This window comes from Betaproteobacteria bacterium (genome assembly GCA_009693245.1).
Taxonomy (GTDB): domain Bacteria; phylum Pseudomonadota; class Gammaproteobacteria; order Burkholderiales; family SHXO01; genus SHXO01.
Window position 1 is genome coordinate 1 of the sequence record SHXO01000037.1, and the last position, 18,615, is coordinate 18,615.

At 58.8% G+C, this 18,615-nt stretch carries 19 protein-coding genes and 1 pseudogene; 12 read left to right on the plus strand and 8 right to left on the minus strand.

All coding sequences use genetic code 11. The features are described from left to right. The first annotated feature begins 110 nt into the window (after positions 1 to 110). Complete coding sequence (locus tag EXR36_07880) at positions 111 to 296, plus strand: hypothetical protein (GenBank protein ID MSQ59550.1); 186 nt, start codon at positions 111 to 113, stop codon at positions 294 to 296. Here EXR36_07880 and EXR36_07885 read toward each other — a convergent pair whose 3' ends face one another. Then, positions 297 to 719, minus strand: a complete 423-nt coding sequence (locus EXR36_07885; protein ID MSQ59551.1) for a DUF721 domain-containing protein — start codon at positions 717 to 719, stop codon at positions 297 to 299. Positions 720 to 744: 25 nt separating this feature from the next. On the opposite strand from EXR36_07885, the pseudogene EXR36_07890 reads away from it, so the two are divergent. From EXR36_07890 to EXR36_07910, 5 genes and pseudogenes are all read left to right on the plus strand, one after another. Continuing rightward, a pseudogene (locus EXR36_07890) lies at positions 745 to 1,663 on the plus strand (M23 family metallopeptidase). 133 nt (positions 1,664 to 1,796) lie between these two features. Then, the gene (secA, locus tag EXR36_07895; protein MSQ59552.1) at positions 1,797 to 4,553 is read left to right on the plus strand and encodes a preprotein translocase subunit SecA; all 2,757 of its coding nucleotides are present in this window, start codon (positions 1,797 to 1,799) and stop codon (positions 4,551 to 4,553) included. Positions 4,554 to 4,563: 10 nt separating this feature from the next. Continuing rightward, entirely contained in the window at positions 4,564 to 5,790 is a 1,227-nt protein-coding gene (gene argJ, locus EXR36_07900; protein MSQ59553.1) for a bifunctional glutamate N-acetyltransferase/amino-acid acetyltransferase ArgJ, read from the plus strand. 7 nt (positions 5,791 to 5,797) lie between these two features. Beyond that, positions 5,798 to 6,676, plus strand: coding sequence for an ATP-binding protein (locus EXR36_07905; protein ID MSQ59554.1), 879 nt, complete (start codon positions 5,798 to 5,800; stop codon positions 6,674 to 6,676). Next, entirely contained in the window at positions 6,589 to 7,620 is a 1,032-nt protein-coding gene (locus EXR36_07910; GenBank protein ID MSQ59555.1) for a Nudix family hydrolase, read from the plus strand. The genes EXR36_07905 and EXR36_07910 overlap by 88 nt, the downstream gene beginning before the upstream one ends. On the opposite strand, the gene yacG is transcribed toward EXR36_07910, so the two are convergent. The 7 genes from yacG to EXR36_07945 form a co-directional block, all read right to left on the minus strand. Then, positions 7,617 to 7,811, minus strand: a complete 195-nt coding sequence (gene yacG, locus EXR36_07915) for a DNA gyrase inhibitor YacG (GenBank protein MSQ59556.1) — start codon at positions 7,809 to 7,811, stop codon at positions 7,617 to 7,619. The genes EXR36_07910 and yacG overlap by 4 nt on opposite strands. Continuing rightward, on the minus strand, positions 7,799 to 8,572 hold the full coding sequence (gene zapD / locus EXR36_07920; protein MSQ59557.1) for a cell division protein ZapD: 774 nt from the start codon (positions 8,570 to 8,572) through the stop codon (positions 7,799 to 7,801). Before zapD ends, yacG begins: the two co-directional genes overlap by 13 nt. A 68-nt stretch (positions 8,573 to 8,640) precedes the next feature. Next, positions 8,641 to 9,285: a dephospho-CoA kinase gene (locus EXR36_07925; protein ID MSQ59558.1), complete on the minus strand. Its 645-nt coding sequence runs from the start codon at positions 9,283 to 9,285 to the stop codon at positions 8,641 to 8,643. Further along, entirely contained in the window at positions 9,282 to 10,142 is an 861-nt protein-coding gene (locus EXR36_07930) for a prepilin peptidase (protein MSQ59559.1), read from the minus strand. Before EXR36_07930 ends, EXR36_07925 begins: the two co-directional genes overlap by 4 nt. Before the next feature lie 100 nt (positions 10,143 to 10,242). After that, a complete protein-coding gene (locus EXR36_07935) occupies positions 10,243 to 11,472 on the minus strand; it encodes a type II secretion system F family protein (GenBank protein MSQ59560.1) in 1,230 nt (409 codons plus the stop codon). 21 nt (positions 11,473 to 11,493) lie between these two features. Beyond that, on the minus strand, positions 11,494 to 13,161 hold the full coding sequence (gene pilB, locus EXR36_07940; GenBank protein MSQ59561.1) for a type IV-A pilus assembly ATPase PilB: 1,668 nt from the start codon (positions 13,159 to 13,161) through the stop codon (positions 11,494 to 11,496). A 260-nt stretch (positions 13,162 to 13,421) separates the two neighbouring features. Next, positions 13,422 to 14,105: a cytochrome C biogenesis protein gene (locus EXR36_07945; GenBank protein MSQ59562.1), complete on the minus strand. Its 684-nt coding sequence runs from the start codon at positions 14,103 to 14,105 to the stop codon at positions 13,422 to 13,424. 251 nt (positions 14,106 to 14,356) lie between these two features. On the opposite strand from EXR36_07945, the gene EXR36_07950 reads away from it, so the two are divergent. The 6 genes from EXR36_07950 (at position 14,357) to EXR36_07975 (ending at position 18,561) form a co-directional block, all read left to right on the plus strand. Then, positions 14,357 to 15,703, plus strand: coding sequence for a signal recognition particle protein (locus EXR36_07950; protein ID MSQ59563.1), 1,347 nt, complete (start codon positions 14,357 to 14,359; stop codon positions 15,701 to 15,703). A 29-nt stretch (positions 15,704 to 15,732) separates the two neighbouring features. Further along, positions 15,733 to 16,503 carry a DUF3530 family protein gene (locus EXR36_07955; protein ID MSQ59564.1) on the plus strand — a complete coding sequence of 257 codons (771 nt, stop codon included), beginning with the start codon at positions 15,733 to 15,735 and terminating at the stop codon, positions 16,501 to 16,503. Between the two features lie 103 nt (positions 16,504 to 16,606). After that, on the plus strand, positions 16,607 to 16,864 hold the full coding sequence (locus EXR36_07960) for a 30S ribosomal protein S16 (protein MSQ59565.1): 258 nt from the start codon (positions 16,607 to 16,609) through the stop codon (positions 16,862 to 16,864). Further along, on the plus strand, positions 16,839 to 17,357 hold the full coding sequence (gene rimM, locus EXR36_07965) for a 16S rRNA processing protein RimM (GenBank protein MSQ59566.1): 519 nt from the start codon (positions 16,839 to 16,841) through the stop codon (positions 17,355 to 17,357). The genes EXR36_07960 and rimM overlap by 26 nt, the downstream gene beginning before the upstream one ends. Next, complete coding sequence (gene trmD / locus EXR36_07970) at positions 17,339 to 18,127, plus strand: tRNA (guanosine(37)-N1)-methyltransferase TrmD (protein MSQ59567.1); 789 nt, start codon at positions 17,339 to 17,341, stop codon at positions 18,125 to 18,127. Before rimM ends, trmD begins: the two co-directional genes overlap by 19 nt. A gap of 59 nt (positions 18,128 to 18,186) precedes the next feature. After that, the gene (locus EXR36_07975; GenBank protein ID MSQ59568.1) at positions 18,187 to 18,561 is read left to right on the plus strand and encodes a 50S ribosomal protein L19; all 375 of its coding nucleotides are present in this window, start codon (positions 18,187 to 18,189) and stop codon (positions 18,559 to 18,561) included. The last annotated feature ends 54 nt before the right edge of the window (positions 18,562 to 18,615 follow it).

Below are 18,615 nucleotides of genomic sequence, written 5' to 3' on the forward strand. Positions count from 1 at the left end.
AGCCCTGTTGGAGACTCGTTCCGCCTGGGAGTACGTAAGCTTCGAGGAAGACAAGCAAGCGCCCTCCTACGTGGCCCTGCAAAGCCAGTTTGCCTAGTTGATCCCCGGCCATGAGTGCCGTCGTACTCAGGCTTCTCGGATTTCTGGTGTTGGCGGCTATCGCCGCATCGGTGGTCACTTACTTTTTTACCCAGAACCGCGCCTACCTGCGATTCGCCTGGCAGATCGGCAAATACAGCGTCATTCTGATACTGATCGCCCTCGCTTTGCTTGCGGTGGAGCGGATCGTTCTGTGACTACCGGCGGCTTAAGCGGGTCACGGCGTGCCTAAGATCTCCGGCGGGAAGTTTCGAGCTTAAGTGCTGTAACTGAGCCCGGCTAAATTCGCTCAGGGCCGCGGGGGTCCGCTTGGCGTCGCGGCGGTGGGTGCTGGGTTGCATGCTGATCTGGATTCCAGTAAGGTTCGGCCACCATACTCGTAGTTCCTGCAATATCCTGGGTGCGAGGTTCCGCAGCTTCGCCGCCACTGCCGCCGTGCCGGCCTGGATAAAAAGGATTCCCGCTTGTTCATGGGAAATCTGGCTGCGTGCGGCAAGCTCCGGCGCGACAGCGGTAACGTAGCGATTTTGCATCGCAACGAGAGTTTTTACCCGTTCCATCGTGGAGCGGATGCCGGTCAAGGAATCCAGCACATGACCGATAGATCGTAATGGACCCATGTTCAACTACTCGATTGGGGGAACAATGAATATTATTCTAGTCTCCAACCGGTTCTCGAGATCTCGGACCCTTACCCTCTCCCTTGGGCAGGTCGCGATGATCGGAATCGCGATCGCCCTTCCAGGCGCCGTATTGTTCGGCGCGGCCTACTATTTCGTGCTTCGGCACGCCGTGGAGGATCGCGATCCCCTGCTCCAGGAAATGGTGCGGGGGGCGCAGGCTCACGAAACCCAGCGCGCGCAAACCTATGTCAGAGACAGCCTAAATTCCATGGCGGTGAAATTGGGAGAGTTGCAAGCTCACATACTGCGGCTAAATACCGTCGGGGAGCGCTTGTCCAAGGCGGCCGGAATGAAACCTCAGGAATTCCAGTTCGACCGGCCTCCTGGCCAAGGCGGAGCGGATCCCGGCGCGGCCGGTGGGGCGGTGAGCATGGGAGATTTGAAGCGCAAGATAGATGAATTGTCGCTCTCGATGGAACAGCAATCCGATCGCATGGGAATACTCGACGCGGCCTATACCAGCTCAAGCGCTCAGAAGCAATTCGTACCATCCTCCAAGCCGCTCCCCGGCGGGTTCTACTCTTCGAATTTTGGCTGGCGCATCGATCCCTTCACTGGACATAACACCTTCCATGAAGGGATTGACTTCGTGGCAAAAGAGGGCGCTGTCATATTAGCGGCGGCTGGCGGCGCCGTAGTTTTCGCCGACGTGCATCCTCACTATGGTAAGATGATTGAGATTGATCATGGTAACGGCCTTATCACCCGGTAAGGCGCACTCGTCGCGATTGTTGGTGAAGGTCGGCGACGTGGTAGTACCAGGAAGCAAGATTGCCGATGTGGGTAATACCGGCAGATCCACGGGTCCTCACCTGCATTTCGAGGTCCGGCAGCTGGGCGTGGCGCTCAATCCATTGCGCTTTCTGAAGTCGCCCAGTTAGCCGGGATGCACATCGCGCGAGGGGCGGGGGATCGCAAGGTCCCCCGCCCCTCGCTGTTTCCGAGGCGGCCGTCCACGGCACCCTAGCGTGTGCCAGAATCTAATTCGAAAATTTGCCCGCTTGGAATAATTGGATGATTGTCTCGCTGCTAAAGAAAGTATTCGGAAGCCGTAATGAGCGCCTCATCAAGCGCTACGCGCCTGCGGTACGCGCCATCAACGCGCTGGAATCCGGGATGCAAGCGCTGTCTGGTGGCCAGCTGCGCGAAAAGACCGATGAGTTCCGCGGCCGGTATCAAAAGGGAGAAACCTTGGACCAGCTCTTGCCCGAGGCTTTCGCGGTCGTGCGCGAGGCCGCCAAGCGCGTGCTCAACATGCGCCACTTCGACGTGCAGTTAATCGGAGGCATGGTGTTGCATAACGGCAAGATCGCGGAGATGAAAACCGGGGAGGGCAAGACGTTGGTGGCGACGCTCCCTGCCTACCTGAATGCCATGGCGCAAGAGGGTGTGCACGCGGTGACGGTGAACGACTATCTGGCGGCTCGTGACTCGGCCTGGATGGGGCAGGTGTACGAATATCTAGGGTTGAGCGTTGGCGTCAACTTACCCTTTCACGAACTTAGCCACGAAGAACGCCAGGACGCCAAGCGCAAGGCCTACGCCGCGGATATCACGTACGGCACCAACAACGAATTCGGGTTTGACTACCTGCGTGACAACATGGTCTACCAGACAGCCGACCGTACCCAGCGCCGGCTGAACTATGCCATCGTGGACGAGGTGGATTCCATCTTGATCGACGAGGCGCGCACACCGCTTATCATCTCCGGCCAGGCGGACGACACCACCGATCTCTATCTCAAGATCGATGCGCTCGTGCCTAAACTCACCAAGCAGGCCGAGGAGAACGGCCCGGGCGATTTCAGCGTGGACGAAAAGGCTCACCAGGTGCTGCTCACCGAGGCCGGCCACGAACGCGCCGAAGAGCTGATGGAGAAGGCAGGATTGCTCGCGGAAGGCACTAGCCTCTACGATGCATCCAACATCACCTTGGTGCATCATCTTTACGCGGCCTTGCGCGCGCACTCGCTTTACGGCCGCGACACCCACTACGTCGTGCAAAACAACGAAGTGATCATCGTGGACGAGTTCACGGGCCGATTGATGCCTGGGCGGCGGTGGTCAGAAGGCTTGCACCAAGCGGTGGAAGCCAAGGAAGTGGTGCGCATTCAGCGGGAGAACCAAACCCTCGCGTCGATCACCTTTCAGAACTATTTCCGCATGTACAAGAATCTGGCCGGCATGACTGGCACGGCGGATACGGAAGCCTTCGAATTCCAGCAGATCTATAACCTGGAGACGGTAGTCATTCCGCCGCACATGCCCATGGTGCGCGAAGACCGCATGGACCAGGTCTACAAAACCAAGCAAGAGAAGCAGCAAGCAATCTTGGCCGACGTCAAGGCGTGTTACGAGAGCGGGCAGCCGGTTCTGGTGGGGACGACCTCGATCGAAAATTCCGAGGAACTGTCCAAATTCCTGGATTCGGAGAAGTTTCCGCACCAGGTATTGAACGCCAAACAGCACGCGAGCGAGGCCCAAGTCATTGCGCAGGCCGGCCGGCCCAAGATGATCACCATCGCCACCAACATGGCGGGCCGAGGAACGGACATTGTGCTTGGAGGAAATCCAGAGCCCGAGATCGGCGCGATTCGCCAGGACGCAAGTCTGTCCAGCGAGGAAAAAGAAACCAAGATTCGCTCAGTGCGCGAGAACTGGCAGGTATTGCATAACCAAGTGGTGGGTTCCGGTGGCCTGCACATAGTCGGCACCGAGCGCCACGAGTCACGCCGCATCGACAACCAACTACGCGGCCGCTCCGGCCGCCAGGGCGATCCTGGATCGAGCCGCTTCTATTTGTCGTTGGACGACCAGTTGCTACGCATTTTCGCCGGCGACCGCGTCCGCATGATCATGGACAAGCTCAAGATGCCCGAAGGCGAGGCCATCGAGCATCCCTGGGTGACGCGCGCCATCGAGAATGCGCAGCGCAAAGTGGAGGCGCGCAACTTCGATATCCGCAAGCAGCTGCTCGAGTACGACGACGTAGCCAACGACCAGCGCCGCGTCATTTACCAGCAACGTAACGAATTGCTCGAAAGCAAGGACATCACCGAGGCTATCGTGGCGATGCGCGAGGGAACCCTCAATGACGCCATCAACGAATTCGTGCCGCCGGGGTCCGTCGAAGAGCAATGGAATACCGCCGGACTGGAGAAGACCTTGGCGGGGGAATTCTTGCTGGATCTACCCATCCAGCAATGGTTGAAGGATGACGAAAGTCTCGATGAAGAGTCGCTCCGCGCCAAGATCATCGAGGCAGGGCACGCGCACTACCGTACCCGCATGGAAACCGTTCCCGCCGAGGGGCTGCACCAGTTCGAGCGCAGTGTCATGCTGCAAACCCTGGACAGTCATTGGCGCGAGCACTTATCCGCGCTTGATCATCTACGCCAAGGTATTCATCTGCGCGGTTATGCGCAGAAGAACCCAAAGCAAGAGTACAAGCGCGAAGCCTTCGAGCTATTTTCCGCCATGCTGGACGCAGTGCGAAATGAAGTCACGAAAGTGCTGATCACGGTGCAAATACGCAGCCAGGAAGACGTGGAAGCGGTGGAAGAGCCCGTCGAGCTGAGCAACGTGCGTTACCAGCATGCCGATTTCGCCGAGACCGAGAATGTAGAAGAAGATGAGACGCCTCCCGAGGCCGCGGAAGGCGAGCGCAAGCCAAAGCCCTTCGTGCGAGGTGGTGGCAAGGTGGGCCGCAACGATCCTTGCCCGTGCGGTTCGGGCAAGAAATACAAGCAATGCCATGGCAAGCTCGCTTGAGTAATTCCGCATGGCCGTAAATCTTCTTCCCGCCAGCGAGAAAACGCTTTATCCCATAGAAGGGGTGCGGCTCGGCACCGCCGAGGCGTGCGTGCGCAAGGCTCACCGCAAGGACCTTCTCGTGATCGAATTGAGCGAGCACTGCGAAGTGGGCGGCATGTTCACGCGCAACCGCTTTTGCGCCGCGCCCGTCATCCTTGCCAAGCAACACTTGGCGAGCGCGCGCGGTATCCGGGCGCTTGTCATCAATACTGGCAATGCCAATGCCGGCACGGGGGATGATGGTATAGCGCGGGCGCGCGAGGTTTGCGACGCCCTTGCGAAGCGACTACGAACGGACCCCGAACGGATCTTGCCCTTCTCCACGGGAGTGATATTGGAGCCGCTGCCGGCGGACCGCATCATCGCGGGATTACCCGCGGCGATTGCCAATCTGCAGACCCATGCTTGGGCGGGCGCGGCGCAAGCCATCATGACCACCGACACGGTTCCCAAGGCCGCTTCTCGCCGCGTTCAAATCGATGGGCATCACGTGAGCATCACGGGTATCTCCAAAGGCTCGGGGATGATTCATCCCGACATGGCCACTATGCTGGCGTACGTGGCCACCGACGCCAGGCTCTCGAATGCGTCCCTGGAGCACGCTTTGCACGAAGCATGCGAGAAGTCGTTCAACTGCGTGACGGTGGATGGAGATACCTCCACCAACGACTCCTTCATTCTCATGGCGACGGGAAAAAGCGGCGTGAACATCGAAAGTATGCAAAGTGATTCCTTCGAAACGTTCACACGGGCTCTCACGGAAGTATGCGTGGAACTTGCCCAGGCGATGGCACGCGATGGCGAAGGCGCCACCAAGTTCATCACTCTCAGCGTGCGAGGCGGGCGTACCCGGGAGGAGTGCAAGCGCATCGGATTCGCCATCGCTCACTCCCCGCTGGTCAAGACCGCGTTTTTCGCTTCCGATCCTAACTTGGGAAGGATCTTGGCGGCCATTGGCAATGCGGGCATCGAGGATCTCGACGTATCGGCGCTGGAAGTCTATCTGGACGATGTGCGGGTCGCCTGCAAGGGCGGGCGCGATCCGGGCTACCGGGAAGAAGATGGCCAGCGCGTCATGCAACAAGATGAGATCGAAGTACGCGTTGTGTTACACCGTGGGGAGGCCAGCGCACAGGTGTGGACTTGCGATTTTTCGCACGAGTACGTCACGATCAACGCGGAATACAGGACGTAATCCGCGCATGGAACCCACGGGCACTCTGGATTCCTTCATCATGCGGTTGGACGCGCTCTTGGACCGGATGGAGCCTTTGCTCCCACCGCTTCAGGCGCCGCTCGATTTCGCGGCGTCCGTCGCATTTCGCTGGCGTAAGCGTGGCATGAGGGGCGGTCTCGAAGCCGTGAGCTCACCTCACGGCATACGCCTGGATGATCTCAAGGGCGTTGACCGGCAAGCCGAGCTGGTAGCGCGTAACTCCCTGCAATTCGTGGAGGGGCGTCCGGCCAACAACGTGTTGCTCACTGGCGCGCGCGGCACCGGAAAATCTTCGCTGGTGAAGGCCGTGCTGAACGAGTTTTCTCCGCGCGGTTTGCGTTTGGTGGAGGTGGAAAAAAACGACTTGCTGGATTTGGCGGACATCATCGAGATATTGGTCCGGCAACCATATCGCTTCATTTTGTTCAGCGATGATCTGTCCTTCGAAGCCGACGAGCCCGACTATAAGGCACTCAAGGCGGTGCTGGATGGTTCGGTGGCGGCCACTCCGGAAAACGTGCTGCTCTACGCCACTTCGAACCGGCGTCATCTCATGCCGGAGTACATGCGGGAGAATTTGGAAACTCGCTACGTGGGCGATGAAATTCATCCCTCCGAGACAGTGGAGGAAAAGGTTTCCTTGTCAGAGCGATTCGGGCTGTGGGTCTCCTTCTATCCCTTCGACCAGGACGAGTACTTGGCCATCGTGCACCATTGGCTGCGGCGGTTGGGTGCGCCCGATCCGCACAACGAGCAAGTGCGGCTAGAAGCCTTGCAATGGGCGCTCATGCGCGGATCGCGCAGCGGGCGCGTGGCCTGGCATTTCGCGCGAGATTGGGCGGGCCGGCACGGCACCAGACCTTGACCGAGCGGCCGGCCACCGAAGTCTCCGCGGGGATCTGTCTTCGCGATGATGGCTGCTTCCTACTGGCGCAGCGCCCGAAGGGCAAACCCTACGCGGGTTATTGGGAATTTCCCGGTGGAAAGGCCGAATCGGGTGAGAGCGCGGCCCATGCCTTGGTACGCGAGCTGGAAGAAGAACTCGGCATCGTGCCGCTTGAATACTATCCTTGGATAACGCGTACCCACCTCTACGAGCACGCTAGCGTACGGCTACGGTTTTTTCGTATTTTGCGGTGGCGGGGGGAATTCGTGTGCCGGGAATTCCAGAATATTACTTGGCAGCAAGGCGGTTCGCCGGGGGTGGCGCCCATGCTGCCTGCTAACGGGCCGGTGATTCGTGCCTTGGAGTTGCCTACTCTACTTGGGATTTCTCAGGCAACGCAGTTAGGTGCCGCCGCATTTGGCGAACGCCTGCACCAATCCCTTTCGGCCGGTCTGCGCTTCGTCATGTTGCGCGAGAAGTCCTGGCCGGAAGATGCCCTACTAGCATACGGACACCAAGTCTTGAACCGCTGCCGGAGTGCTGGCGCGCTAATGGTGGTCAACGCAGACCCATCCCTTGCACAAAAGCTCAATGCCGACGGCGTTCATCTGAGCTCCCAGCGCTTGATGTCGGCCACGCGGCGCCCGGATCTGAAGTGGTGCGGGGCTTCTTGCCATGATCATGCCGAACTCGCCCAGGCCGTTCGCCTGGATTTGGATTATGTCGTGCTCGGGCCTGTGCACCCCACGCTTAGCCATCCTGGCCAGGCAGCGCTGGGATGGGAGCGATTCGGCGCCCTCATTCACGGCTATCCGCTTCCGGTCTATGCCGTGGGGGGATTGAATTCCTCGGATCTACTTGAAGCCTGGAGATTGGGCGCGCACGGGATTGCGATGTTGCGAGCGGCTTGGGGCAGCGCCTAGCTACTTGGTGTGCTGTCCGGGTCCGGTTTTTCCGGCACGCGATAGGACTCCGTGGCCCATTGACCGAGATCGATCAGCCGGCAACGCTCCGAGCAAAAAGGCCGAAAACGGTTGGAAGGCGCGAACAGGGCAGGCCGGCCACAATGCGGGCAACTAACCGTGCGCGCGGGTTTGGGCGTTACCGGCTCCATCCGTCCGGGAAGTTGCAAAAGGTGAGTTCGAAGGGGACGTCGGTCAAGCTGAGCTTCGCGCGTGTCGCGCTGGTAGCCGAAGTAAAGCGAATGTTGAGGGCATATTTGTTCGCGCTAACTTCGGGAACGCACTCGTACTGGTCTTCCACCTTGATTCGAACGAGCTGGGCGGTGCGCCCTCTCATCATTTGCTGAAAAACCCCTTGTGTCGCGGTCTGGCTGGAACCCCGGCCGCTGTCGCGCAGTATGCGCAGAACGATGTTGATGCCCAAGCGCAGGGGCTGGAAGGGGCTCAGCCAGCCGCGCAGATCGTTGCGCCGCTGCTCGGCGCTGCCGTGTAGCCAGTAGTGATAAGTCGGCAAGTCGAACTCGCACACTCCGCCGGGAATGGCGGCGCGCTGCTTGATTCCCATGAGCCAGTCGTTCTCGCGCAACTCCTGCCCCGTCTTGCCGGAAGATTGAAATAGACCGGCTATCGCGCCTTCGATTTCCGACAGCAGGCCGCGCAGGGCATCCTCGGAGATCGCCGGATTCGTTCGCAGCGACCCGAGGGCTTGCCTGAGCCGCTCCAAGTCCTGCATCAACTCGGATTTCAAATCCGCTCGCCCCGCGACATCGAGAATCTCGAAAACCACCTGCATCGCCGCATGGTGATGGGGAGGCTCGTCCTTGGCGGAAAAAAACTCCGCGCGATCGTACAGGTCATCCATGCGAAGGAACGTGCGGACTCTTTCACTAAGGGGGAATTCGTAGTAGATCACGAAGGTGGTTGGTTAGTGCCGGTTCTTAAACGGCGCCAAGTATTCCTCAAAATGGGAGCAAAAGTAAACTAATTACGCGATGGGTCCCCATCGCCCGGTGCGAGGCGGGCGTACTCGAGGTAGCTTACGTGCAGGCGGTCAACTTGCGCGTGGAGTTCATCGAGGGTGCCTTCGTTCGATATCACGTCGTCGGCGGCCGCAAGCCTCGCCGAGCGGGAGGCTTGGGTGGCCATGATGGCCCTCACCTCGGGCTCGGCGAGGCGGCTGCGTTGCATTGTTCGGGCAAGTTGCGTCTCTTCCCGGCAGTCAACTACTAGGACCCGGTTGTACAAGTGCGCATAGCCGCCTTTCTCAACCAACAGCGGTACCACGACAATGGCATAGCTTCCAGATGCTATAGCGATCTGGCGAGCGGTTTCCTCGCGGATAAGCGGATGGAGGACAAGTTCGAGCTGCTTACGCGCCGCGCTATCGGTGAATACTTTTTCCCTGAGCGCCGCGCGGTCAAGATTTCCATTGGGGTGGAACATTTCCGGCCCAAAAGTTTGTCGTAGAGCTGGCATGGCCTCGCCCTGGGCGGAGGTTAACTCATGGGCGATGGCATCTGTATCGACTACCGTGACACCCAGTTGGGCAAAGCGTTGCGCGGCGGCGCTTTTGCCCGATCCGATACCGCCGGTCAGGCCTACTACATAGGGCGGGCGCGAGATCAGAGCAGAAATGGTAGGTAGCCACGAAGCAGGGTATCGCCCCAGAATAGCGCAACTACCCCCCCCAAGACCAGATAGGGACCAAAGGGAATGGGAATGTTGCGTCCGTGCCGGGCAAATACGATCAATCCTAGTCCTACAATCGCTCCAGAGATCGAAGACAATAGGACGATCGGCAGCAACATCTTCCAGCCTAACCACGCGCCAAGTGCCGCCAATAATTTGAAATCGCCGTAGCCCATGCCTTCTTTTCCGGTGACCAACTTGAAAAGCCAGTACACGGACCACAGGGCAAGATAGCCTGCGGCGGCACCGGTCACTGCTTGTGCAAGCGGCACATAGGTGTCCGCGGTGTTAATCAGCAGTCCAGCCCAGAGCAGGGGCAAGGTGATATCGTCAGGCAGGAGTTGGGTATCGAGGTCGATGAACGCCAGGGCGATGAGCGCCCAGCAAAGCAGGAGAATTCCGGCGCCCGCCCAAGTGGCGCCGTAGCGCCAACCTACGTAGGCGCTCACCAGCCCCGTGAACAGTTCGATGGCCGGATACCTCAGGCCAATGGATTTGCCACAGGACGAGCATTTACCCCGCAGGAAGATGTAGCCAAATACCGGAATGTTTTCCCATGCCCGAATTCGATGCCCGCATCCCGGGCAGTTTGATCGCGGTACGCACAGATTGTATTGGCTAGCCGGCGGGATGGTTTCTCCAAGCAGTCCGGAGCATTGTTGCCGCCATTCGTTCTCAAGCATCTTGGGCAGCCGGTGAATCACGGCATTCAGGAAGCTCCCAATGCATAGCCCCAGCGCCAGGCAGAGCCAGGGATAAAGGGCAGCATTGGCTAGGGGCGAAAGCCAGTTCATGGGGCTCAATTCGATTTGGGTTAGGAAGAGGGCATGAAGAAGGGGCGAAAAAAAGCCGGCGCAGTGTAACGCGCCGGCTTTGGTTTCGTGCCGCGTTGCCCTAGACCACTTGCCCCATCTTGAAGATGGGTAAGTACATGGCAATGACCAGCCCGCCGATAAGCGTTCCCAACACAACCATGATCATGGGTTCCATTAGGCTTGACAATGCATCCACGGCGTCATCGACTTCCGCCTCGTAGAAGTCAGCGACCTTGGACAGCATTCCGTCCAAAGAGCCGGATTCCTCGCCGATGGCCACCATCTGGGTCACCATATTGGGAAACACTTCGGTATTCTGCATGGACACCGTCAAGCTCGTTCCCGTGCTGACCGCTCCCTGAATGCGCTTCGTGGCTTGTGAGTACACGTAATTTCCGGAGGCCCCGCCCACGGAATCCAAGGCCTCGACAAGGGGTACGCCTGCCGCGAACATGGTCGCCAGCGTGCGGGTCCAGCGGGCGATGGTGGCTTTGCGAACCAGGTCACCGAAGACTGGGACCTTGAGGAGTAACTGGTCCATGACCGCCTGCATCTTGGCGGACCGCTTCCAAGTGTAGAAGAAAAACCAGAACCCACCGCCGATGCTGCCAAAAATCAACCACCAGTATTGGACGAAGAAGTCGGACATGGCCATCACCACGAGCGTCGGAGCAGGCAAATTCGCCCCAAACCCATCGAAGAGTTCCTTGAAGGCCGGAATGACGAAGATCATGATGACCGCGGTAATGACAAAGGCCACCACCAATACCGAGATAGGATAGAAGAGCGCGGATTTGATCTTGCTCTTGATGGCGAGGATCTTCTCTTTGTAAGTCGCAAGCCGGTCCAGTAGGCTGTCCAAGATACCCGCGGCCTCGCCAGCTCCCACTAGATTGCAGAACAGCGGGTCGAAGTAAAGGGGGTATTTACGGAATGCTTGCGTGAGCGAACTTCCCGTTTCCACATCTGATTTGATGTCGAAAAGAAGCTTGCTCACCGCGGGGTTGTTGTGGCCCTTTCCCACGATATCGAAGGATTGCAACAAGGGGATCCCTGCCTTCATCATGGTGGCGAGTTGCCGCGTGAACAGCGTGATGTCCTTCTCCGAGACCGTGCCGCCGCCGCTCCTGCGTTGCTTCTTGACCTTGAGTACGGAGATGCCCTGACGGCGCAGCGAGGACTGAACAACCGCCTCGCCGGTGGCGCGCATTTCGCCCTTGACCGTCTTACCAGCCTTGTCGCGCCCCTCCCATTGGTAGGTTTGCTCCTTGATCTCGCGGCGCTTGAGAGCGGGGTTGGCTGCTGCCATGGTCGTGACTCCTAACGGTGTTTATTCATTGGTGATGGCCTCTATTTCCTCCAACGAGGTCACGCCTTGCTTGACTTTCAGTAAACCGGACTGCCTCAAATCCTTCACGCCCTCGCGTTTGGCTTGCACGGCGATATCCATGGCATTGCCATTCTTCATGATGATGCGGTTGATCTCGTCGCTGATAGGCATCACTTGATAAATTCCTACCCGGCCCTTGTAGCCCGAGCCACTACAGATATCGCATCCCACGTGGCGGAATGGGGTCCATTTCCCGTCCAGGTCGGCCTCGGTAAAGCCGGCTCTTAGCAATGCCTCCGCCGGAATCTTGGCGGGCTGTTTGCACTGGCATAACCGCCGCCCCAAACGCTGAGCCGTGATGAGCATCACCGAAGTGGCGATATTGAAGGGGGCAATCCCCATATTCATCATGCGAGTCAGGGTCGTGGGGGCGTCGTTGGTATGCAATGTGGATAACACCAAATGTCCCGTTTGAGCGGCCTTGATGGCGATCTCGGCGGTTTCCAGGTCGCGGATCTCGCCCACCATGATGATGTCGTGGTCTTGGCGCAAGAAAGCCTTGAGCGCCGCCGCAAAAGTTAGACCAGCCCTGTCGTTCACGTTGACTTGGTTGACCCCCGGCAGGTTGATCTCCGCGGGATCTTCCGCCGTAGAGATGTTGATGCCTGGTTTGTTGAGCAAGTTGAGGCAGGTATACAGGGACACGGTCTTACCGGAACCGGTCGGACCTGTCACGAGGATCATTCCATAAGGGCGGCCGATGGCGTTGAGCATGGCCTGCTTTTGCTCCGGCTCATATCCCAAGGCCTCGATTCCTAAAGTGGTGCTCGATGGATCCAGAATACGCAGGACGATCTTTTCGCCATGCAAGGTAGGGAGCGTACTCACCCGAAAATCGATGGCCCGGTTCTTGGACAACAAGAGTTTCATGCGCCCATCTTGCGGGACGCGCTTTTCCGAGATATCGAGTTTGGAAATTACCTTGATGCGAGAGGCGATTTTTTCCTTGAGAGCGAGGGGCGGCTGGCTCACCTCTCGCAACTCGCCATCCGTGCGGTAGCGGATGCGGTAATACTTTTCATAGGGCTCGAAATGAATGTCGGAGGCGCCCTGGTTGATGGCATCCAATAGGGTTTTCTGGATGTACTTCACCACGGGGGCATCGTCTATTTCGGCGCTTGAGGCCTCCGGTGTGGCCTCATGCGCCACCATATCCTCGAGGTCCGAGGTATTGTCATCATCGAGCAGGCTCGACAAGGCGTCGCTTGCGTCCTGGGTGACCTTGGCGAGCAAGGTGGCGAGCTTACCGTCCTCCACCACAACGGGCTCGATATGGAGCCCCGTTTGAAACTTGAGCTCATCCATGGCGGCGCGATGCGTCGGATCGGAGAAGCCCACGAACAGCCGGTTGCCGCGCGTGAACAGCGGGAGCGCACGCTTGCCGGAAAGCACCTTCGCTTCCAGGTATTTCACCGGAAGCTGCTCAGGATCCATGGATCCTAGATCGAAAAGGGGAAAGCCAAAGGTGGTGGAGGCAAAGGTAGCGATTTCGGATTGGCCGAATTTCTTGGCCTGAAGCAATTGCTCCACAAAGGTGATGTTCGCGGCGTGGGCCTTGGATTGAAAGCCTTCGGCTTCTTGTTCCTTGAGCATGCCTTTTTGGACCATCGCGCGTGCCAGCCCGCTCAGTCCTGCCTGAGTAGTCACGTTGGCTACCGAGCGGGTACAGCTAGGCGCGGGGCGTAAGACCCGCGCCTAGCTGCGACATGAATGGAAAGGCGGGCGCTAATGGGGCGCCTTGCTATGGGTGGCGCTTCTGGATCGGGCATTTTGTAAAGGCGGGATATCGATGGTTCGCGCAGTCATATCGGCCCCGGGAAGGAAAAATTGAGTTGGGATTTCCGCAGCCGCCACGACAATCCCCGGCTTTAGCGATGCAGCAGCACCTCCAACACAAACTTCGTGCCCAGATATGCCAGTACGAGGGCGAGGAACCCGCTCAAAGTCCAGCGCAGGGCCACCCGGCCGCGCCATCCCCAAAGCCAGCGCCCCAACAGCAGGGACGCGAATATGATCCAAGACGATATTCCGAAGATGACCTTGTGGGTGAACTGAAGTGGTTTGCCGAATAACTCCTCGGAGAAAAACATCCCGGAGGCGAGGGAGAGCGTGAGTAGAAAGAACCCTAGCCCCAGAATGCGGAAGAGCAACGTTTCCAAGCTCAATAAGGGAGGCAAATGCTGCAAGAAGAAGGGTAGCGAGGCGCCGTGAAGACGGCGTTCCATCGCGGCCATCAACAGCGCCTGTAAAGAGGCGATGGTAAAGAGGCTGTAGGAAAGCAGCGACAGCAGCAGGTGCACGCGAAACAGCCCAAGATGTGTATGGGTGAGGGGTTTGCCAGAGGGTAATACTAGGCTCGCGAGCACCGTGCTTGCCGCTAGAGCGTAAATGAGCACCTGCAGACCCTCGAGGCGCTGCCGGAAACTTGCCAGCCAGTAAATCAATGCGGTGAGCCAGACGATCAGCGACAAGGAGGTGCCCACGCCCAATCGCATTTCGCCTTCCGAGAACAAGGCCTGGCCGAGTAGCCACGCGTGCCCCAGCAGCGGCACGGCCGCCGCCAGTTGCCACCGGAGACCCGCCTGCCGGTTCGGGCGCGACAACGTGCGCCCAAGACTCGCGCCCAGGGCGGCGTAGAGTGCGCAGACCAGTAGAGAGATGGAGGGATGCGTTAGAATCGAATCGTTCCAGCGGTATTGATCTCGGTGTTGGGCCAGGGGGTGGATGCCACCGGCATTCGTTCAAGTCTACCGCATCGCTCGTCTGAATCTCCCCGAGAAGTTTCCTCTGATAGCTGCTACCCATGTTTGAAAATCTCACCAACCGGCTCTCCGGGGTCGTCAAGACACTCCGCGGTCACGCGCGCCTGACCGATGCCAATGTGCAAGACGCTTTGCGCGAAGTGCGCATGGCACTGCTGGAAGCCGATGTGGCCCTGCCGGTGGTCAAGGATTTCATCGCCAAGGTAAAGGAAAAGGCCCTGGGCCAGGAGGTGGTGGGGAGTTTGACGCCAGGCCAGGCTTTGGTGGGCGTCGTGTACGAGGAACTCACGGCGGTGATGGGCGGATCGGCCCAGGGGCTTAACCTTGCCACCACGCCACCTGTCGTCATTTTGATGGCTGGCCTGCAAGGCTCCGGTAAGACCACCACCTCGGGCAAACTCGCGCGCATGCTGATCGAGCAGAAAAAGAAGGTCCTGCTAGCCAGTTGCGACGTTTACCGGCCGGCCGCCATCGATCAACTTCAAACGCTCGCCAAGCAGGTCAACGCGGATTTTTTCCCCTCGCAAACTAGCGAGCGCCCATTGCACATCGCGCAAGCAGCGCTGCATCATGCCCGCACCCATTATCATGACGTGCTCATCCTGGATACGGCGGGACGCTTGAGCATCGATGAAGCCATGATGCGCGAGATCGGCGAATTGCACGCCGCCATCCATCCGGCCGAAACGTTATTCGTCGTGGATTCCATGCAGGGCCAAGACGCCGTGAACGTTGCAAAAGCCTTCGCGGACGCATTGCCCCTCACCGGCGTGGTGCTGACGAAGCTAGATGGCGATGCCCGCGGCGGCGCGGCGCTTTCCGTGCGCCACGTGACCGGCAAGCCCATCAAATTCGTCGGGGTGGGCGAAAAGCTGCCCAACCTCGAGCCCTTCTATCCGGAGCGCATGGCGTCGCGCATCATTGGCATGGGCGATGTGCTGTCCTTGGTGGAGGATGCGCACCGCAACGTGGACGCCGAGGAAGCGCACAAGCTCGCCAAGAAGGTCAAGAGCGGCAAGGGCTTCGACCTGGAAGACTTCCGCGGCCAACTCCTGCAAATGAAGAAGATGGGGGGCATGGGTGCGATGCTGGATAAATTGCCTGCCCAAATCACGCAAGCTGTTCAAGGCGCGCGGATGGACGAGAAGGTCATCTACCGCACCGTCGGCATCATCGACTCCATGACGCGCCAGGAACGAAGCAAGCCCGAGCTCATCAAAGCCTCGCGCAAGCGCCGCATTGCCACGGGTTCGGGCGTAAGCGTTCAGGAGGTCAACCGCCTCCTCAACCAGTTCGAGCAGATGCAGAAAATGATGAAGATGATGAGCAAGGGCGGCATGCAGAAGATGATGCGTGCCATGAAGGGAATGATTCCGGGAATGCTCTGAACGCGCGGCCCCGCGCAAGGAGAAGTGATTTGAATAAGTGGTTTTTTGTACTGGTGTTGTGGGTCGTTAGCGCGGGGTGCGTCCACGCCCAGGATTACGCCCGTGAAAAACGCTGGGCGGACCAGATCGTTCCTGGCCTCCTGGTGGGCGACGCCCTCTGGATCGAGCAGAAAGAGGGGCACAAATTTCTCGCGATCTACACGGAAGCCGAAAAACCACGCGGCGCGGTCATCATTGCCCACGGCCGCGGTTGGAGTCCGGATTTCGAACTCTACGGGATACTTCGGCAGAAGATCGCCGAGCAAGGCTATAGCACGCTCTCCATACAGCTACCCATCCTGGGCGGCGGGGCCAAGATCGGTGACTACATCCCCTCCTACCCTGATGCGGCAGAGCGCTTCGAGCTGGCCACGAAGTGGCTGAAGGCCAAGGGATTCGAGAACATTTCCATCGTGTCCCACAGCCTGGGCGCCACCATGGCGAACCAGTACCTGATCAATGCGGACAAGACGGACGTGAAGGCTTGGGTCTTCATCGGCATCATCAATGGCTTGGAGGAGATGTTCCGCATCAAGATCCCGGTGCTCGATGTCTTCGGCGGCAAGGATTGGGAGATTACCCAGGTGGGGGCGTATGAGCGTAAAAAGCAGATCATGAAAATCAAGGGCTCCGACCAGGTCGTGGTCAAGGACGCCCTGCACTTCTTCGAAGGGCGGGAGGATGAGCTGACCAAGGTCGTCGTAACTTTTCTCGACCAGGTATTCCACGCGGGAAAACCGGAGTTGGCGGCCAGCAAATAGCTCGGTTAGGACCCTCGGGACTCAAATTCGCCTTGATCCCAATGAGTCGCGGGACTAGAATCCCGCCCCTTGCTTTTTTAACGGATACATTAGGACTAGGCCCATGGTAGTGATTCGCTTGGCACGTGGTGGCGCGAAAAAGCGTCCGTTTTTCAATGTGGTCGTTACGGATTCGCGTAATGCCAGGGACGGCCGGTTCATTGAGCGCCTGGGTTTTTACGACCCCAAGGCACCCGCAGGGCGCGAATCGCTGCGCATCGAGTTGGGGCGTGTCTCCCACTGGCAGACCCATGGCGCGCAGTTGAGCACAACGGTTTCCCGTTTAGTGAAGCAGTTTGGCCGAGCCGCCAAGCCCGCTTGACCGCCTGGTTCCGTTGGGGCGCATCGCCGCCCCCTTTGGAGTGCAGGGCTGGGTCAAGATACAGCCCTATACGGGAGAGCCTTCTGGATTGGAGGGGTATCCCGTCTTCTGGGTGGGTGCCAAGGAACCCTTCAAACAGTATGGAGTGGAGCAGGTTGCGGTGCATGGCCGCAGCGTGTTGTGCAAGTTTCGAGGTATCTCGGTACGTGAACAAGCGGCCCTGCTCAAAGGCTGCGAAGTAGGAGTCCCTAGGCACGAATTACCCAAGAGTGGTCCTGATGAATTCTATTGGGCCGATTTGATTGGGGTGGAGGTCAAGAACACCGACGGCGTTGCCTTCGGAACCATCGCCCGCATGGCGGATAATGGGGCACAAAGCGTGATGGTGGTGAACGGAGAGCGCGAACGGTTGATTCCCTTCGTCGCTCCCATCTTGAGGGAAGTTTCCTTGGAGGAGCGCAAGGTGGTCGTGGAATGGGGGGCGGACTTTTGAAGCGCTTCGATGTCATCACCCTATTTCCGGAGATGTTCGATGCGATCACCCGTTCGGGCGTGACACGCCGGGCGTTCGAGGCGGCGGTCTACGAGCTAGTGCTGTGGAATCCGCGGGACTTTAGCCAGAACGCCTACCGCGCGGTGGATGACCGTCCCTATGGCGGGGGGCCGGGCATGGTGATGATGGCCGAGCCATTAGCGAAGGCCATCAAGGCGGCGAAGCAGCGGCAACGCAGCTCCGGGGGAAAAGAGACCAAGGTGGTGTACCTCACGCCCCAGGGTAAGTGTCTTACCCATGGGCTGGTCACCGAGTTGGAGCAGTTAGACGGGCTGATATTGTTGGCCGGCCGTTACGAAGGCGTGGACGAGCGCTTGATCGAAGCCCAGGTGGATTACGAGGTTTCCATCGGCGATTATGTGTTGTCTGGCGGCGAATTGCCCGCGATGGTATTGATGGATGCCATCATCCGGAGGATTCCTGGTGTGCTGGGGGATAATGACTCGGCCTCGCAGGATTCCTTCGTCAATGGGCTGCTGGATTGCCCGCATTACACCCGGCCCGAGCAGTGGGCAGATGTGGCCGTACCGGCGGTGCTGATGTCTGGCAATCATGCGGATATCGACCGCTGGCGCTTGAAGCAGTCCTTGGGCCGCACATGGCGCCGGCGCCCGGAGCTGCTGGCAAAAATGAATTTGAGCACCGAACACATGCGCCTGCTGGAAGAGTTCAGGCAGGATGAATCGGAACCCAAGCGATCGTTGGTATAGTGCGGAACGGATTTTACGGAAACGCGTTTGATAACGGGTAATAAAGCGGAGCAAGTCAGATGAATCTAATTGGCAAGATCGAGCAGGAAGAAATCGCGCGCTTAGGCAAGAAAGTCCCTGAGTTTTCGGCCGGAGATACGGTGATCGTCAACGTCAGCGTGGTGGAAGGCGAGCGCAAGCGCGTGCAGGCTTACGAAGGGGTAGTGATCGCCAAACGCAATCGCGGCCTGAATTCCAGCTTCATCGTGCGCAAGATCTCCTCGGGAGAGGGCGTGGAGCGTACATTCCAAACCTATTCGCCCCTGATCGCCAGCGTGGAAGTCAAGCGCCGCGGGGACGTGCGGCGCGCGAAGCTCTACTACTTGCGCGATCGTTCCGGTAAATCGGCGCGCATTCGCGAGAAAGTTTCGGCGCGTGAAGTCATGGCTGAGTAGTACTCGCCCATGGCATCGCGGGAAGCCAATAAAAAAGGCGGCGCAAGCCGCCTT

Coding starts and splice junctions, on each gene's coding strand:
- EXR36_07880 (MSQ59550.1), top strand. CDS start 111: ATGAGTGCCGTCGTACTCAGGCTTCTCGGATTTCTGGTGTTGGCGGCT.
- EXR36_07885 (MSQ59551.1), bottom strand. CDS start 719: ATGGGTCCATTACGATCTATCGGTCATGTGCTGGATTCCTTGACCGGC.
- secA (MSQ59552.1), top strand. CDS start 1,797: ATGATTGTCTCGCTGCTAAAGAAAGTATTCGGAAGCCGTAATGAGCGC.
- argJ (MSQ59553.1), top strand. CDS start 4,564: ATGGCCGTAAATCTTCTTCCCGCCAGCGAGAAAACGCTTTATCCCATA.
- EXR36_07905 (MSQ59554.1), top strand. CDS start 5,798: ATGGAACCCACGGGCACTCTGGATTCCTTCATCATGCGGTTGGACGCG.
- EXR36_07910 (MSQ59555.1), top strand. CDS start 6,589: ATGGGCGCTCATGCGCGGATCGCGCAGCGGGCGCGTGGCCTGGCATTT.
- yacG (MSQ59556.1), bottom strand. CDS start 7,811: ATGGAGCCGGTAACGCCCAAACCCGCGCGCACGGTTAGTTGCCCGCAT.
- EXR36_07930 (MSQ59559.1), bottom strand. CDS start 10,142: ATGAACTGGCTTTCGCCCCTAGCCAATGCTGCCCTTTATCCCTGGCTC.
- EXR36_07935 (MSQ59560.1), bottom strand. CDS start 11,472: ATGGCAGCAGCCAACCCCGCTCTCAAGCGCCGCGAGATCAAGGAGCAA.
- pilB (MSQ59561.1), bottom strand. CDS start 13,161: ATGGTCCAAAAAGGCATGCTCAAGGAACAAGAAGCCGAAGGCTTTCAA.
- EXR36_07950 (MSQ59563.1), top strand. CDS start 14,357: ATGTTTGAAAATCTCACCAACCGGCTCTCCGGGGTCGTCAAGACACTC.
- EXR36_07960 (MSQ59565.1), top strand. CDS start 16,607: ATGGTAGTGATTCGCTTGGCACGTGGTGGCGCGAAAAAGCGTCCGTTT.
- trmD (MSQ59567.1), top strand. CDS start 17,339: ATGGGGGGCGGACTTTTGAAGCGCTTCGATGTCATCACCCTATTTCCG.
- EXR36_07975 (MSQ59568.1), top strand. CDS start 18,187: ATGAATCTAATTGGCAAGATCGAGCAGGAAGAAATCGCGCGCTTAGGC.